The 15,824-nt window shown below is 70.4% G+C and carries 16 protein-coding genes; 6 read left to right on the top strand and 10 right to left on the bottom strand.

Annotated features, from left to right (window positions below; all coding sequences use genetic code 11):
• Window positions 1–12: 12 nt before the first annotated feature.
• On the top strand, window positions 13–747 hold the full coding sequence (rph, locus tag ACNHYB_RS05920) for a ribonuclease PH (RefSeq protein WP_418277482.1): 735 nt from the start codon (window positions 13–15) through the stop codon (window positions 745–747).
• Entirely contained in the window at window positions 744–1,403 is a 660-nt protein-coding gene (locus ACNHYB_RS05925) for a non-canonical purine NTP pyrophosphatase (RefSeq protein WP_418277483.1), read from the top strand. Before rph ends, ACNHYB_RS05925 begins: the two co-directional genes overlap by 4 nt.
• 48 nt (window positions 1,404–1,451) lie before the next feature.
• On the opposite strand, the gene ACNHYB_RS05930 is transcribed toward ACNHYB_RS05925, so the two are convergent.
• From ACNHYB_RS05930 to clpS, 5 genes are all read right to left on the bottom strand, one after another.
• Window positions 1,452–1,838 (bottom strand): DUF3054 domain-containing protein, encoded by a 387-nt coding sequence (locus tag ACNHYB_RS05930; RefSeq protein ID WP_418277484.1) that lies wholly within the window; start codon window positions 1,836–1,838, stop codon window positions 1,452–1,454.
• 10 nt (window positions 1,839–1,848) lie between these two features.
• Window positions 1,849–2,652, bottom strand: a complete 804-nt coding sequence (locus ACNHYB_RS05935) for an MBL fold metallo-hydrolase (RefSeq protein ID WP_418277485.1) — start codon at window positions 2,650–2,652, stop codon at window positions 1,849–1,851.
• Window positions 2,649–3,452, bottom strand: coding sequence for a glutamate racemase (gene murI / locus ACNHYB_RS05940; RefSeq protein WP_418277486.1), 804 nt, complete (start codon window positions 3,450–3,452; stop codon window positions 2,649–2,651). The genes ACNHYB_RS05935 and murI overlap by 4 nt, the downstream gene beginning before the upstream one ends.
• A gap of 120 nt (window positions 3,453–3,572) precedes the next feature.
• Window positions 3,573–4,358 (bottom strand): DUF2017 family protein, encoded by a 786-nt coding sequence (locus ACNHYB_RS05945; RefSeq protein WP_418277488.1) that lies wholly within the window; start codon window positions 4,356–4,358, stop codon window positions 3,573–3,575.
• Entirely contained in the window at window positions 4,355–4,669 is a 315-nt protein-coding gene (clpS, locus tag ACNHYB_RS05950) for an ATP-dependent Clp protease adapter ClpS (RefSeq protein ID WP_418278000.1), read from the bottom strand. Before clpS ends, ACNHYB_RS05945 begins: the two co-directional genes overlap by 4 nt.
• A gap of 98 nt (window positions 4,670–4,767) precedes the next feature.
• Here clpS and ACNHYB_RS05955 point away from each other — a divergent pair, with 98 nt between their 5' ends.
• Window positions 4,768–6,207 (top strand): nicotinate phosphoribosyltransferase, encoded by a 1,440-nt coding sequence (locus tag ACNHYB_RS05955; protein ID WP_418277489.1) that lies wholly within the window; start codon window positions 4,768–4,770, stop codon window positions 6,205–6,207.
• Between the two features lie 71 nt (window positions 6,208–6,278).
• On the opposite strand, the gene ACNHYB_RS05960 is transcribed toward ACNHYB_RS05955, so the two are convergent.
• Genes ACNHYB_RS05960 through ACNHYB_RS05975 form a run of 4 tightly spaced genes read right to left on the bottom strand, consistent with a single transcriptional unit; the run spans window position 6,279 to window position 9,775 of the window.
• The gene (locus tag ACNHYB_RS05960) at window positions 6,279–6,905 is read right to left on the bottom strand and encodes a recombinase family protein (RefSeq protein WP_098462614.1); all 627 of its coding nucleotides are present in this window, start codon (window positions 6,903–6,905) and stop codon (window positions 6,279–6,281) included.
• 2 nt (window positions 6,906–6,907) lie between these two features.
• Entirely contained in the window at window positions 6,908–7,714 is an 807-nt protein-coding gene (locus ACNHYB_RS05965) for an AAA family ATPase (protein WP_418277490.1), read from the bottom strand.
• Window positions 7,715–7,726: 12 nt separating this feature from the next.
• The gene (locus ACNHYB_RS05970; RefSeq protein ID WP_418277491.1) at window positions 7,727–9,124 is read right to left on the bottom strand and encodes a Mu transposase C-terminal domain-containing protein; all 1,398 of its coding nucleotides are present in this window, start codon (window positions 9,122–9,124) and stop codon (window positions 7,727–7,729) included.
• A 12-nt stretch (window positions 9,125–9,136) separates the two neighbouring features.
• Window positions 9,137–9,775 (bottom strand): recombinase family protein, encoded by a 639-nt coding sequence (locus ACNHYB_RS05975; RefSeq protein ID WP_418277492.1) that lies wholly within the window; start codon window positions 9,773–9,775, stop codon window positions 9,137–9,139.
• A 627-nt stretch (window positions 9,776–10,402) separates the two neighbouring features.
• Between ACNHYB_RS05975 and ACNHYB_RS05980 the strand changes: the two genes are divergently transcribed.
• The 3 genes from ACNHYB_RS05980 to ACNHYB_RS05990 all read left to right on the top strand — a co-directional run bounded on the left by ACNHYB_RS05980 (window position 10,403) and on the right by ACNHYB_RS05990 (window position 13,851).
• Window positions 10,403–10,732, top strand: a complete 330-nt coding sequence (locus ACNHYB_RS05980) for a hypothetical protein (protein WP_418277493.1) — start codon at window positions 10,403–10,405, stop codon at window positions 10,730–10,732.
• 99 nt (window positions 10,733–10,831) lie between these two features.
• A complete protein-coding gene (locus ACNHYB_RS05985; RefSeq protein WP_418278001.1) occupies window positions 10,832–11,476 on the top strand; it encodes an ABC transporter ATP-binding protein in 645 nt (214 codons plus the stop codon).
• A complete protein-coding gene (locus ACNHYB_RS05990) occupies window positions 11,473–13,851 on the top strand; it encodes a hypothetical protein (protein ID WP_418277494.1) in 2,379 nt (792 codons plus the stop codon). The genes ACNHYB_RS05985 and ACNHYB_RS05990 overlap by 4 nt, the downstream gene beginning before the upstream one ends.
• A gap of 141 nt (window positions 13,852–13,992) precedes the next feature.
• Here ACNHYB_RS05990 and ACNHYB_RS05995 read toward each other — a convergent pair whose 3' ends face one another.
• Window positions 13,993–15,774: a DEAD/DEAH box helicase gene (locus ACNHYB_RS05995; RefSeq protein WP_418278002.1), complete on the bottom strand. Its 1,782-nt coding sequence runs from the start codon at window positions 15,772–15,774 to the stop codon at window positions 13,993–13,995.
• Between the last annotated feature and the right edge of the window lie 50 nt (window positions 15,775–15,824).

Below are 15,824 nucleotides of genomic sequence, written 5' to 3' on the forward strand. Positions count from 1 at the left end.
AGGGTGAGTTCCATGACGACTCGCCACGACGGCCGCACCCCCGACCAGCTCCGCCCCGTGACCATCTCGCGCGGCTGGACCCAGAACGCCGAAGGATCCGTGCTCGTCGAGTTCGGCAGCACACGGGTGCTGTGCACCGCCTCGTTCACCGAGGGCGTGCCCCGCTGGAAGAAGGGCTCCGGCGAGGGCTGGGTCACCGCCGAGTACGCCATGCTCCCCCGCGCCACCAACGAGCGCAGCCAGCGCGAGTCCGTCAAGGGCAAGATCGGCGGCCGCACCCACGAGATCTCCCGCCTCATCGGGCGTGCCCTGCGCGCCGTCGTCGACGTCAGCGCGCTCGGCGAGAACACGATCGTGCTGGACTGCGACGTCCTGCAGGCCGACGGCGGCACCCGCACCGCCGCGATCACCGGCGCCTACGTGGCGCTCGCCGACGCGGTCGCGTGGGGCACCCGCCACGGGCACGTCAAGGGCGGCAAGCAGGTCCTGACCGACTCGGTGGCCGCCGTCAGCGTCGGCATCATCGACGGCGTCCCCATGCTCGACCTGCCGTACGTCGAGGACGTGCGCGCCGACACCGACATGAACGTCGTCACCACCGGGTCCGGGGCGTTCGTCGAGGTGCAGGGCACCGCCGAGCACGCGCCGTTCGACCGTGCCGAGCTGGACGCGCTGCTCGATCTCGCCGTCGCCGGCACCGCCGAGCTGACCCGGATCCAGCGCGAGGCCCTGGACGGCGACCTGTGACGGTCGTGGTCCCGCCGGGCGCCCGCCTGGTCCTGGCCTCGCACAACCGCAAGAAGCTCGTGGAGCTGCTGGCGATCCTGCGCGCCCAGCCCGGGCTGGACGGGCTCGCCGACGACGCCGTGGTGACGGCGGGCGACCTGGGTGCGCCCGAGCCGGTCGAGGACGGCGTGACGTTCGCCGAGAACGCGCTCGTCAAGGCCCGCGCCCTCGCCCTGGCGACCGGCCTGCCCGCCGTCGCCGACGACTCGGGGCTGAGCGTCGACGTCCTCGGGGGTGCGCCCGGGATCTTCTCCGCCCGGTGGGCCGGACGTCACGGGGACGACGTCGCGAACCTCGGCCTGCTGCTCGCCCAGCTCGGGGACGTGCGCGACGAGCACCGCACGGCCGCCTTCGTGTGCGCCGCGGCGCTCGTGACGCCCGACGGGCGCGAGGAGGTCGCGCTCGGCGAGATGCCCGGCGTGCTCGTGCGCGAGCCCCGCGGTGAGCACGGCTTCGGCTACGACCCGGTCCTCGTGCCGGCGGAACAGCCGGTCGGCCCGGACGGGACGCCGGGCACGCGGACGTCGGCCGAGCTCACCCCGGAGGAGAAGAACGCGATCAGCCACCGCGGCAAGGCCCTGCGGGCGCTGGCCCCGGCGGTCGCCGACGCCCTCTGACGCAGCCCCGCTCGCGGCTCCGGCCCGCCGGGCGCTGCACGACCGCGGTCAGGCGCGGGGACGACGCCGCAGCATCTGCCCGGCGAGCAGCCGCCAGCCGAGCATCGTCAGCGCCAGGAACCCCGCCGTCACCAGCGCGAACGACCACTCCAGCCCGCCCCCGAGCAGCGGCCGCAGCACCAGCCCGCCGACCACCGTCGCGCACCACACGGCCACGCCCGTGGGCCACGGGCGTGCCGGGTCGCGCCACGCACGGGCGCCGACCCAGCCCGCGGCGAGCCCCACGAGGAACGGCACCGCCACGCCCACCACGTGACCGGCCTGCCCGCCCGTGCCGTGGTTCGCCGTCCCGACCAGGGCGAACACCGTCACGCACAGCAGGTCGCACACCACCGCCGGCCACACCGGTGCCCGGCGCCCGTCCGCCGCGCTCACCGTCCCACGCTCACAGCAGGTACGTCCCGCCGGCCGTGGCGACCTCCGCCGGGCCGGCGTACTCGGCACGGGCCTCGCCCAGCACCACCTCAGGATCCGTCCACGGCTGCAGGTGCGTCAGCAGCAGCCGCGCCGCCGCGGCGTCGGCGGCGACCCTTCCCGCGCGGCGACCGGTGAGATGGATCCCCTCGATCCCGTCGTCGCGCCCCTCCTGGAAGGCCGCCTCGCAGAGCAGCAGGTCGGCCCCGCGGGACGCCTCGACCAGGGACGCGCACGTGTCGGTGTCACCGGAGTACACGAGCGTCGCCCGCTCCCCCGGTCGCTGCGTCGAGGGCCCCGTGACACGGATGCCGTACGCCTCGATCGGGTGGTTCACGGCGAACGCCTCCAGCGTCATCGGCCCCACCGTCACCGGCTCGGTGGGCGTCCACGTGCAGAACCGGTACTCGGCGTCCATGTGCTCGGCGGGCTCCAGCCCGTACATCGCGGCGGCGCGCTCGCGCGTGTCCACCGGACCCACCACCGGCAGCCGGCGCGGCGCCCCGGTGGTCTGCGACCCGTGACCCGGGTGGTAGCGCAGGTACACGTACAGCCCGGACAGGTCGGCGCAGTGGTCGGGGTGCAGGTGCGACAGGGCGACGGCGTCGAGCTCCGCCGGGTCGACGTGCCGCTGCAGCGCCCCCAGCGACCCGGAACCCAGGTCGAGGACCACGTTCCAGCGGCGCTCGCCGTCCTCGGCCTGCACCAGGTAGCACGACGCCGGGGACGCCGGTCCCGGCATCGACCCCGACACGCCCACGGTCACGAGCCTCATGCGGCCTCCACCAGGGTGACCTCCGGGCCGAGGAACCGGCGGGCGAGCTGCTCGAACGGCTCCGGGCTGCCCGTGGCGGCGAACCGGTGCACGGGCGGCGCGGCCTGCGGGGAACGCTCCAGGTCGTGGGCGACCAGCTTGCGGTAGACGTCGTTGGCCGTCTCCTCCGCCGAGGACACCAGCGTGACGTCCTGCCCCATCACGTAGGAGATCGGCCCGGTCAGCAACGGGTAGTGCGTGCAGCCCAGCACCAGCGTGTCGACCCCGGCCGCCTTGATCGGCGCCAGGTAGTCGCCCGCGATGGCCAGCGCCTCCGGGCCCGACGTCGTGCCCTGCTCCACCAGACGCACGAACTCCGGACAGGCGCGGCTGGTGATCTCCAGACCCGGCGTGACCGCGAACGCGTCGTCGTACGCCAGGGAGTCGACGGTGGCCTTGGTGCCGATGACACCGATCCGGCCCGAGCGCGAGGCGACCACCGCACGGCGCGCGGCCGGCAGGATCACCTCCACCACGGGGATGCCCCGACGCACCGTGTAGCGCTCGCGGGCGTCGCGCAGCGCCACGGCGGAGGCGGAGTTGCAGGCGATGACGAGCATCTTGACGCCGTCGTCGACGAGCTGGTCCATGACGGCCAGCGCCATCGCCCGCACGGCGGCGAGCGGCTTGGGCCCGTAGGGGCCGTTGGCCGTGTCGCCGATGTAGTGCAGCTGTTCGTGAGGGAGCTGGTCGAGCACCGAGCGGGCGACCGTCAGACCGCCCACCCCGCTGTCGAAGATCCCGATCGGGGCGTCGTTCACGGCTGGCAGCCTATCCGCGGACGGCGGCCGTCACCGCTGGTGGTGAGCGGGGACACGCGTGGCGCGCACCACAGCGACGTCGTCGGCGCGGTCGCGGCGCGCGGTCCGGCGCACGGTCCGTCAGGACGGGTCACGCCGGGCCCGCAGGTCCGCCAGCATCTCCTCGGTGAGGGACTCCTGGGCGAAACCCGCGGCGACGAACACGCCGCCCCAGTAGAAGCGCTGCTCGGCGTCCGGACCGGCATCCTGCTCGTCGTCGATGCCGCCGCCGTCGTCGATGCCGCCGCCGTGGTCGTGCTCGTCGTCGCGGGGGTCGTCGCCGCCCGCCAGGACGAGGTGGTGCAGCCGTTCGACGGCGTCGTCGTCGTCGAGCGCCAGCCGTTCGGCGAGCACGAGCCGCACGTCGGTCAGCGCACCGGCGAAGTCGGACGCCGCGTCGCGCGCCACGAGCACCTGGTCCGCACCGGTGGAGGCAGCGCCGCCGGTCCGCACCCCGGCGTCCGCGGCGTCGATGTCACCGGGCGCGTCCGGGCCGGACGCCCGGGTCCCGACAGCGGCACCGTCCGGTTCGTCGTCAGGGGCTCCGTCCGGGTCCACCGTCCCCGCGAACGCCAGCAGGCGGTTGACCTTGCCCGCCGCCAGGTCCGTCTGCGTCAGGTGACGGAACTCGGCGGCGACGTCGGCGTCGTCGCGGTGGGCGTCCGGCAGGAGGCGCTGCACCGCCGGGTCACGGGGCACCCGCGAGACGCCCGTGAACGCCAGGTCGACGTCGGTCGCGTCGTCGGGCAGCCCGGCGTCGGCCCGCAGCAGCTCGGCCACATCACGCGCGACCCGGGCGAGCACCTGCCGTTCGACGGGCTCCCACGTCGCGACGTAACCGGCGGGCGTGGCACGGAACGGGGTCATGCGCCGTCCCCCTCGCCCGTGCCACCGGGGTCCCCGGTCTGCTGCATGGTGGCCCACAGGCCGAACCCGTGCATCGCCTGGACGTCGACCTCCATCCGTTCGCGCGGTCCTGTCGAGACCACGGCGCGGCCCTCCTGGTGGACCTGCATCATCAGCTTGCGGGCCTTGGCCTGCGGGTAGCCGAAGTAGCTCTCGAAGACGTAGCTCACGTAGGTCATGAGGTTCACGGGATCGTTCCAGACGATCGTGATCCAGGGGTCGTCGGCCAGGGTCGCCGCGGCGACCCTGGTGTCCTGCTCGGTCTCCGACATCGTGGCGGTCACGCCACCACCCTAGGGGCACCACCACCAGGGTGTCCGCAGGGCGGGTCGAGCGGGCCTGGTGGGCGGCGTGCCTCTACCGTGGGCCCATGACCGATGCGTTCCGGGGCGACGGAGCTCCGCCCACCCCCCTCGCGACGATCGCCGCGCCCCAGTCGCTGCCCGCCGCCCCGCTGCCCGCCGTACGCCCGTCGCTCGCGCTCCTGACGGACCGCTACGAGCTGACGATGCTGCAGGCCGCGCTCGCGGACGGCACCGCGCACCGGCACTGCGTCTTCGAGGTCTTCACCCGACGCCTGCCCGCCGGACGCCGCTACGGCGTGCTGGCCGGGACCGGACGCGTGCTGGAGGCGCTGCCCGCGTTCCGGTTCGGCGAGGCCGAGCTGACGTTCCTGGAGCGCGCCGGCGTGGTGGACGACCGCACCCTCGACTTCCTGCGCGGCTACCGCTTCACCGGCACGGTCACCGGGTACGCCGAGGGCGAGACGTTCTTCCCCAGCTCTCCCGTCCTGCAGGTCGAGGGCACGTTCGCCGAGGCGGTCCTGCTGGAGACGCTCGTGCTGAGCATCCTCAACCACGACTCCGCGATCGCGTCGGCCGCCTCCCGCATGACCAGCGCCGCCGTGGACCGCCCGTGCCTCGAGATGGGGGCGCGGCGCACGCACGAGCAGGCGGCCGTCGCGGCGGCGCGGGCCGCCGTCGTCGCCGGCTTCGCCGGGACGTCCAACCTCGAGGCCGGCTACCGCTACGGCGTCGACACCATCGGCACCGCGGCGCACGCCTTCACGCTGCTGCACGACGACGAGACCTCGGCCTTCGTCTCGCAGGTCGCCTCCGGCGGGGTCGGCACCACGCTGCTCGTGGACACCTACGACGTGCGTCGCGGGGTCGAGCGGGCGATCGAGGCCGCGGGCACCTCGCTGGGGGCCGTCCGGCTCGACTCCGGCGACCTGGGCGTCCTGGCGGTCGAGGTGCGCGCCCAGCTCGACCAGCTCGGTGCGCACGGCACGAAGATCGTCGTCAGCTCCGACCTCGACGAGTACGCGATCGCCGGCCTCGCCGCCGCGCCGGTCGACTCCTACGGCGTGGGCACGTCCCTGGTCACCGGTTCGGGCGCGCCGACGTGCGGCATGGTCTACAAGCTGGTCGCCCGCGCGGACTCGGAGGGCGTGCTGCAGCCGGTCGCCAAGGCGTCCACCCTCAAGACGAGCCGGGGCGGGCGCAAGGCCGCCGCACGGCGCCTGGACGACGACGGTCGCGCGGTCGAGGAGGTCCTGGTCACGGGGCCCGACGAGGCGGTCGTGGCGTGGGAGCCGGACGGCACGGACGGTGACTCGGCGGGCGAGCTGCGCCAGCTCCAGGTGCCGCTGGTCACCGACGGAGCGGTCGACTCGCGGTGGGTCGGGGCCTACGGCGTGGAGAACGCGGTGCAGCGCCACCGGCTCTCCCGGGCCGAGCTGCCCCGCGGGGCACGCCGGCTGTCGGCGGGCGACCCCGCCATCCCGACGGTGGAGGTCACGCTCACCTGAGCCCCGCAGGTCGCCGGTTCGGCGGCCCGGCGGTGTGGAGTTGAGCAGTCGATGGCGGTCCTCTGTGATCGCTACGTGGCGTGCCGTCCGCCGCGCGGCGCCTCGGGCGGAGGCGCAACTGCCGGCAGCACCGTGCCCGTGTCCTCGACGACTGGCAGGGCGTGTCGGTTGATGGTGGATCGGGACACTCCCATGTGTTCAGCGACGCTCGTCGTCGTGGCGCCGGGCTCAGTGAGAAGGCGTCGGGCTTGCTCGATCTGTTCGGGTGTCAGGACTCGCGGCCGGCCGAGCTGGACGCCTCGGGCTCGGGCGTCATTCAGTCCGCTGATGGTGTCCTCAGCGAGGAGGGTTCGCTCGAGGTCGTCAGCGATTCCTACGGCGTGGAAGAAGATCCGGCCGTCGGGTGTGGTGGTGTCGATGGCGTCGGTCAGGCTGATCAGGTCCGCGCCGCGCTCCCGGATCGTGGTGGCGATCAGCGCGAGGTGGTGCAGGCTGCGGGCGAGGCGGTCCAGGCGGAGCACGATCAGGGCGTCGCCGTGGCGTAGCTGTAGCAGCAGGTCGTCCAGGAGCGGCTGCCGGGACTGCGTGCCAAGTTCACGTTCTTCCCAGATTCGTTCAGCTCCGGCGCCGTGGAGTGCCTGGAGTTGCGCGGTCAGGTCGGGGCCCTGGTGGCTGGGGCGGGCGTATCCGAGCCGCATCGTCAGTTTCCGATGACCAGGATGCTCGCGGCGGCTTCGACGACGTCGTCGGTGATGGATTGCAGCTGGTTGATCTTCAGCACGCGGGAGATCTGGGGGAAGAGTCGTTCCAGGAGGCGGAAGTTGCCGCGGGTGATGCGTTCGATCGTCGCGATGGCCTGGGCGTCGGTGAAGTCTTCGGGGTCGAGGCTCAGGCCCAGTTGTTTCCAGTACCGTCCGAGGACGAACAGCAGCTCCTCGCGACCGAGGGTCCGGTATTGGTGGGAGAACCCGAGTCGGGAGTACAGCTGCGGGTAGTGTGCGAACCTTTTGTCGATGCCGGGCATCCCGATGAAGAGGATCGGGACCTGTTGGCGGTCGTGGAGGTCGCGGAGGATCTCCAGGATCGTGGGGGTCAAGCGCTCGGCCTCGTCGATGATCAGCAGCTCGGTCCACCGGCGCAGGTCGCTCGTGCCCCCTTTGCCGGTCCCGCTGCCGGCGGCGCGGCGGTGTTCGTCGACGCAGACGCCGAGCCTGGTGCGCAGCAGGTCGATGTCCCGCATGATCTCGCGGTGCCGGGGCATGACCTCGGGGGTGTAGAAGACGGTGCGCGTGCGGTTCGCGGCGGCGTAGTACTTAAGGTCGTCGTCGGTGCGGCGCCCCCACTCGGTGATGAAGGGGCCGAGGGTGTTCCAGTGGGCGTAGCGGCTTGCTGACTGGGTCTTGCCGACTCCGGCGTCGCCATGGCAGATCCCGATCGTGGCTTCCTTGCGCACGGCGGTGGCGAACTCGCAGAAGCGGCGGTGTTCCTTGGTGGCGATGAAGCCCATCAGTCTGCCCCGTCATTCGGTTTCGTAGGTGCGCAGCTTGACCCGGCGCGACGGCACTTGGCGGGTGCTGGGCTCCTCGCGCATGGTCGCGACGGGGATCCGGTCGTTGATCTGGCGACGCAGGTCGCGGCGGCGAGCTCGCCGGGCGGTCTCGATCTCGCGCAGGCTGAGGCGCTGGTTGGGGTGCTGCTCGTCGATGGCGACGCACACGAACTCGTCGCGGTCGTAGACCCAGATCTCCGAGACGTCGCGCGAGTCGTACCGGATCGTGACGGGCCGCCCGACGTACGGGACCAGAGTTGTGGACATGTATCGCAGGCCCTGGAAGTGGATGCCGTCGCATTGCACGGTGCGGTGCTTGGGCACGGTCAGCAGCAGACCGTCGAGCTCGGTGAGGGACTCGGGCATGCGCGGTAGCCATCCCTCGCCTACCCACGCCTGTTTCGGGCTGGCTCCGATCTCGGGGTGGGGCCGTTCGTTGTACCGGCCGACGAACGCTCCGATCTCCTGGTCCAGGGCCGGCAGGCCCAGGGTGGGCGTCGGCGTGCGTGCGCCCGGCGCGAGGTGGCCGGGCAGGGTGGCCAGCAGTTCGGTGTTGACCGTGCCGAAGAAGCGTTCGACCTTCCCGCGCCCCTGCGGGCGGGCGATGCGAGAGAAGATGAGCCGCATCTTCAGCCCGAGGGCGGTGTACTCCAGGTGCCGGCTGGTGAAGTCCGACCCGTGATCGACGTGCAGGACGTCCGGGATCCCGCACATCGCCCAGGCAGGTTCGGACTTGCGCCAGATCGCCTGCCGCAGCACCAGCGCCGTGTTGATCGCCGACGGCGCCCCGGTGAAGACCATGTACCCGCACACCGCGCGGGAGTAGTCGTCGATCACGGTGGTCAGCCACGGGCGCTGAGGCTTCCCGTCGGCGCCGAGGATCAGGATGTCGAGCTCGGTGTGGTCAGCCTTCCAGGTTGCGTTCGGCCGGGCGGCGCGGAACCGGTAGACCAGCTCGTGCTTGTCCCGGTAGGACTCCGGCCCTTCCAGGGCGAGAGTCACCAGTGCCGGGTCCAGGGCCCCGACGATGTTCCGCACGGTCGCGTACGACGGCGCGGAAACTCCCTGCCGCTCGGCCTCGGCGATCGCCTGGCGGTGCAGTGTTGCGATCGCCGGACGCGGGCAGGTCAGGGCCAGACGTTCGACGAAGGACACGATCTCGGCCCGTGTGCGCCGCACACCCGCGTCTCGGCGCCGACGGGGCGCCAGCCCAGCGACTCCTTCCGCTTGGTAGGCGTGGTGCCAGCGCTGAAGCGTCCGTAGCCCCACCCCCGAGGAGTCGGCCAGCACGGTCAGCGGGATCCCGTCCTCGACGTGCAGGCGCAGCACCCGCCACCGATCGAGCGCGTCTACCGCATGCACCGTCATCACCACACGCCCTCACACGGCGTCGGGGAGAGGCTCGGCAAGCGACTCGGTGGGCGCCTTGATGGACGTGTCGGTCTGAGTCGCTGCTTGATGGCGGTAGAGCGTCGCCCTCGACCACCCGACCAGCCTCGCGGCGTCGGCCGCGGTACGGCCGGCCGCGCGGGCCTCGGCGACGATCCGCAGCTTCTCCGCCACTTCAACCCGGTCGAGGGGCGGGCGGCCGAACCGGGTGCCAGCGTTCCTGGCCGCAGCGATCCCGGCGTTGACCCGCTCGGTGATCAGCTCGCGCTCGTACTCCGCCAGCGACCCCAGCAACCCGAGCAGCAACCTGCCCGTGGAGGTGGTCGGGTCGATCTTGTCCTGCAGCGACTTCACCCCGATACCCCGGGCTGCGAGGTCGTCGACCGTGGCCAGCACGTCCAGCAGCGATCGCCCGAGCCGATCAATCCGCCACACCACTACAGTGTCGCCGTCGTGTGCGTACTCCAGCAGCCGAGCCATGCCTGGCCGTGACGATGCCGCCTTGGCCCCGGAGGTGACATCGCCGAAGACGTCCCGGGCCTCGACCCCGGCGCCGAGCAGCGCATCAATCTGCAGTCGCGGGCCCTGCTCGGCAGTCGAGACCCGCGTGTACCCCAAGAGACGGCCCATGACCGGATTGTCTCACCAACCGTCAGTCGCACCTCTGTGAGACGCCCCGAGGGTGAGACGACTTTCCGAGACGGCACCGACTGGCGCGGTTCTTCTGCGGATCCCCAACGCCTCCGCCCACCGACCGCCACCGTCTCAGAAACCTACAGATTTCCGAGACGGGCGAATGTCGCCTCGCGTCTGCTCGAGGCCTCGAGCAGACGCGAGGCGTCGAGGAGGGATGCCGAACCTCGAGGCAGGTGCGCGCTGCTCAGTCGCTACCGGCTCAGTCGCTACCGGACTGAATGTAACGAGTCGATAACGATCGCCGTGGATGGCGTAGTGGAAGCGCGACTGCCGGCAACTACCCCTATCGACGGGCGGCGTGCGGGCGTCTTAACCGTCCGTCTACCGCTGGTTGGCGCGGCGTCGCGCAACTTCGACTGAAATGGAGGGCAGAGGCGACAAGGAGATGAACACAATTCAATACAGGGCAAACGCTGGTCCGACCGCATGGCAGGCGATCGGTGTGCCTTTGTGTGGCCCGAACACGGATTCGCAACGCGCCGGCCCGGATTGCATCCCTCCTGACTCTTGGTAACTTCGGCGGTGCACGATGGAAGATCCGATCCAACGAAGGGTGCTGGCGTGGAAATCGCGCGATCCAGCAGGAAGGTCATCGGCCTGACCTTCGCGGCCGCCTTGGCCGCCGGAGGGCTCGTCGTCGCGTCAGACGACGCCTGGGCGGTCTCGAACTGCTCGGCGTACAAGCAGGACCACCCGTCGGATTCGAGCGCCCGCGTGGTGGCCTACAGCACCAACCTCGACGCCAACAAGAAGGCGCGCGGCGAGCTCGTGCGCTCAGCGCTCGTCCCGAACGCGTACACGTCGTGGTTCACCGACGACTCTGGCAAGAGGTACTACTCGCCCTACAGGAGCTTCGCGGTCGACACCGCGTGCGAGATCGCGAACGTCTGACGCGGTCGGACGTTGAGCAACCTGAGCACAGCACCGGGCGGGGACCGTGTCGCTTCTGGCAGGTCCCCGCTCGTTGTCTGCACGAAGATGACGGTCAGTGTGGGGTCCGGAGGGACGCGCACGACTCCGTTGCGCGGACTCGACCTAGAAGTTGGCAAGGGCGAGGTTGTCGCAGTTCGTGGTCCAAGCGGCAGCGGTAAGTCGACCTTGCTGGGAGTGCTGTCCGGAGATCTTGAGCCAGACTCCGGGCAGGTGACAGTTGGGGGCGCGTCGCCGCCAGAGGCCCGACGTGATCCCGGTGTTGGATTTGTCTATCAGGATTTCCGGCTTGTGGAGTTCCTTACTGCGCTCGAAAATGTCGCGATGGCACTAGAAATATTGGGGCATCGCTCAACCGAAGCGGTGGAACGCTCACGCGCCGAGCTTTCCCTGCTGGGCGTCGAAGATATTGCGGACAGGCTCCCTGGCGAAATGTCCGGTGGCCAGCAGCAGAGGGTCGCCATCGCTCGAACGGTAGCGTGCGAACCGGCCCTAATCTTGGCAGATGAGCCGACGGCGGCCTTAGACCGAACTACTGCGGGGCATGTCGTAGACACCTTCCTCGAGGCTGCCCGACGGCATGGATCAGCAGTTGTGCTGGCGACACACGATCCGTTGGTCTCTGCGGTTGCAGAGACCGTCTTGGATCTCCAAGATGGTCACCTTGTCAACGACCTCGTTGCAATGCATGGAAGCGGCCGATGACGGAGCAGGGCGCTCAACGTAAGATCGGGCGCCGGTTGATGACGCGCCAGTTCAGCGTCTTCGCACTACTCGCCGCGAGCATTGCGCTATGCGTCGGTGTCGTAGTCCTGCTCGATGGGATGCGCGCATCGGGCGCACGGGCGGAGGAGCAGAGCACATCTGCGATGAACGCCGGGTACGACTACACGCTTCAGGTCAGCCACCCCGACGGCATCGAAGCGCTGACCAAGGCTCCGATCCCGCGGCTGACAACCACCATCGGCGAGATCGCCACTCAGGATTCGCTGGGCAGCGTCACAATCGTGGCCAGCACCGAAGCAGAAGTCGTTGAGACCTACGGCTTGGACGTCCGTGGTAGCGAAGCCCGCGGCACGGCTGCGGTGGCCGTGTCCGAGGCCGTGGCGCGCGACTATGAGGCCTCGATAGGGGACACGGTCGAGGTCAGCACGGACGGCTGGTCGACGACGGCCGAAGTGGGTCGCGTTTTCGTGATCCCGTCCGAACCTGACGCTCGATTCGTGATCGTCGCGGCTCCCGTCGAGGCTGGCCCGACAGGCTCGACTCGATGGTTGCTGAACGATGTAGATTTCTCCGATCCGGAACTCAATGAGTCGCTCGATCAGTTGGGCTCCGAGTACTTCGAAGTTCGATCCTCGACCGGTCTCGCCCAGGAGAAGGTCGATGTCCTAGAATCCGGACGCTTCATGGCGTTGACGTTTGTCGGTCCGGCTGGCTTGCTGGTCGCGACCGCAGCATGGGTCGCTGTGCTGATTCTGGTGCGTCCTCGGTTGACCCGGCACAATACCGCGTTCACCGCGCTCGGCCTGACGGCGAGTCAGGCGATGAGCGTCGTGCGGCGTGCCTGCGCCACCACAGCTGTGCTAGGCGTCCTCGCCGGCGCCACTATCGGTCAACTCGGCCTCCTACTTCTCTATCGAACGCTAGGCCGAGTGGTCGACCAGGCGTGGCAGGTCGGCGCGGTCAGTCTGCTGCGTACCTCGCTGTTCCTTGTCGCAACGGTTTTGGCGATTCTTGTTGCGACTGAACTCACGATCCGCAATCACACACGGTTCGCAGCTCAGCGGAGAGTCCCGAATCGACGCCAGCGTCTGAGATCTGCAGCAGTTGCGGCATCAGTGGGTCTCGTGAGCTGGGTGGCAGGCGTCACCGATGTGATCAACCCGTACTACGCGGCAGTCATCGTCGGTCTCGCCACCGTGGTGGCTGCCTCCGGTGCGTCCCTGCTCATCAGCGACGCAGTCGCTAGGCGTGGTCCGAGCAACCTCCTCGTGGGAGCCAAGCGGGCATCGGCATCGGGATGGATCATCGGTCTTGTCGTCGGAGTGATCACCCTGTCAGGGACACTCCTGTCGGGCATGGTCAACAATGCGCTCCACACCGAACAAAAGGCCTACATTCCCGACCAGCCGCCGATGTCCATCGTCGCCTATGAGGTCGGCGACGAGACATCCCGCCTCGTCACCTCCGCGTGGCGCAGCGCCACACCTCAGCAACCGAGTGAGCCGTGGGCTCTACCGATCGCCCGGGCAGGAGCAAACGACCGACTCTTCGCCTCTAGCCCAGAGTTCGTCGAATGCGCCAAAGGCCAAGGTGGAATCAACAATGACGCGCGCTGCCCAGTGCCCGAGCGCATCACCGTAAACCCCACCGATGTCGCTCTCGGCGACGCGCCTCGAGGGGGCGTGCTGGCCGATCCAGATCTCATCGTAGACGGCAATGTCGGACTCCTGCGAACCACCAGTGACGGGCAGGTAGTCGGCAGCTGGATCGTCCCGGCCCAAGGAATGCAATCCTTGGGGAACTTTCTACCCGGTGTCGTCGTCGACCCGGAATCAAAGATCGCGGCAGATCTCGACATCGCGCCCGTCGGCAATAAGCAGATTGTTCTGGACGGCTCTGCGCTCGCCGAGGACGAGTTGACCCGCATCGGCGCCTCCATTGCAGGTTCGACACCAGCCACGCGCGTGGTGGTAGAGACAGGGTATGACGATGGCGGACTGACAGAGTTCATGGCGTTCGTCTCCCTCGGGGCAGCACTCCTGGTCGGCGTCATGGTCGTCGTTCTAGGTGCCGGGTTGATCCGATCGAGCCAACCGTTCTGCACGTTGGTCGACTCGTTAGGAGCCACGCGGTCCACTCGCTGGCGCGTCGCGTCCGCGATGCTCGTCGAACCGTTCGTCGTGCTCCTTGCTGTTCCGGTTGGGATCGCCGTGGCGATGCCACTGTGGGACTCCGCACCTGTCGACTGGGCTAGCCCTGTGACCCCGCTTCCGATCATCGTCGGTGCTGCAGGCTTGTTCTGGGTACTGATGCGCCTGGCCCTTGGCCCGAGTAGAAACGCTCGAAGGCGTTGAGGCGTCAGGCTGAACCCCCGTGCCGAACAAGGGGGCGGTCGTCCGAGCACTCGAGCGGTTGGCGGGGCTACTAGCCGCCAACTAGTGATCGAAAGAGCGCGCCGTCCTACGATCAAAGTCACAGCCCGGCGGCCCGGCGACTCACCGTTTGCCGACGAACCAGCCCCGCACCATCTCCACGCGGGCGGAGAGCTGGTCGGCGGTCGCCAGGGGCACCTCGGGCCCACCGCAGCGACGCCGCAGCTCGGTGTGCACCGACCCGTGCGGACGACCCGCCTTGCGCGCCCAGGCCGAGACCAGCTTGGACAGCTCCTTGCGCAGCGCGGCGGCCCTGCGGTGCTCCTGCTCGGAGCGCTCCAGCTCGGCGGCGCCGTCACCCGCGCCCGCCCGCCCTTTCGACTGCGCGGCCTGACGCTCCCGCAGCAGGGTGGTGACCTGGTCGGCGTCGAGCAGCCCGGGCAGCCCGAGGAAGTCCTGCTCGGCGGCGGACCCGATGTCCGCGCCCGTCCCGAACTCGCCGCCGTCGAACAGCACCCGGTCGAACGACGCCTGCGCCTCCAGTGCCTCGAAGGACCCGGTCAGCTCGCCCGAGGCCTTCTCCTCCTTGTTCGCCGCCGCGAGCAGCGCCGCCTCGGGGTCGTACTCGATGCCCTGCTCCTCGGCCGTCCGGGGACGGTCCAGCGCATGGTCGCGCTCCGCCTCCATCTCGTTCGCCAGCCCGGTCAGCAGCGGCACGCTCGGCAGGAACACCGACGCGGTCTCGCCGCGTCGACGTGCCCGCACGAACCGTCCCACCGCCTGGGCGAAGAACAGGGGCGTGGAGGTGCTGGTCGCGTACACGCCGACGGCGAGGCGCGGCACGTCGACGCCCTCGGAGACCATCCGCACGGCGACCATCCACCGCTGCGTGCCGGCGCTGAACTCGTCGATGCGCGCGCTGGCGCCGTCGTCGTCGCTCAGCACCACCACGGGCGAGGTCCCGGTGATGCGGGCCAGGTGCCCGGCGTAGGCGCGGGCGTCGGTCTGGTCGGAGGCGATCACCAGGCCACCGGCGTCCGGCACCGCGCGACGCACCTCGGTGAGTCGCTTGTCCGCCGCGGCCAGCACCGACGGGACCCACTCGCCGTTCGGGTCCAGCGCGGTGCGCCACGCCTGGCCGTGCATGTCCTTGGTCATCGCCTCGCCGAGGCGTGCGCTGACCTCGTCACCGGCCCGGGTGCGCCAGCGCATCTCGCCCGAGTACGTCATGAACAGCACGGGACGCACCACGTGGTCGCGCAGCGCGTCGCCGTAGCCGTAGGTGTAGTCGGCCTTGGAGCGGCGGATCCCGTCGGCGTCGGCCTCGTAGGTGACGAACGGGATCGCCGAGGTGTCCGAGCGGAACGGCGTGCCCGTCAGCGCGAGCCGGCGCGTCGCGTCCTCGAACGCCTCGCGCACGGCGTCACCCCAGCTCAGGGCGTCGCCGCCGTGGTGCACCTCGTCGAGGATCACCAGCGTGGGAGCCGTCTCGGTGCGCGCCCGGTGCAGCGCCGGCTTCGCGGCCACCTGGGCGTACGTCAGCGCGACGCCGTCGTAGTGGGACCCGTGGCGTCCCTGGCTGTTCTTGAACGACGGGTCGATGCGGATGCCCACCCGCGCCGCGGCGTCGGCCCACTGGTGCTTGAGGTGCTCCGTGGGCGCGACGACCGTCACGCGCCGCACGGTCCCGGCCTCCAGCAGCTCCGTGGCGACGCGCAGGGCGAACGTCGTCTTGCCCGCCCCGGGGGTGGCGACCGCGAGGAAGTCGCGGGCGGCCCGCTCCTGGTAGAGGTTCAGCGCCTCGGCCTGCCACGCCCGCAGGTTCGACGCCGTGCCCCACGGTGCACGGCGCGGGTAGGCCGGGCTGAGGTGGGACGCCGCGACCGCGGACGGCGACTGCGGCAGCGGCTTGGCGGCCTCGGTGGGTTCGGCGGCGGCGGCGAAGAGGTCGAGGG

The organism is Isoptericola jiangsuensis, from assembly GCF_048320105.1.
GTDB classification, from domain to species: Bacteria; Actinomycetota; Actinomycetes; order Actinomycetales; family Cellulomonadaceae; genus Isoptericola; species Isoptericola jiangsuensis_A.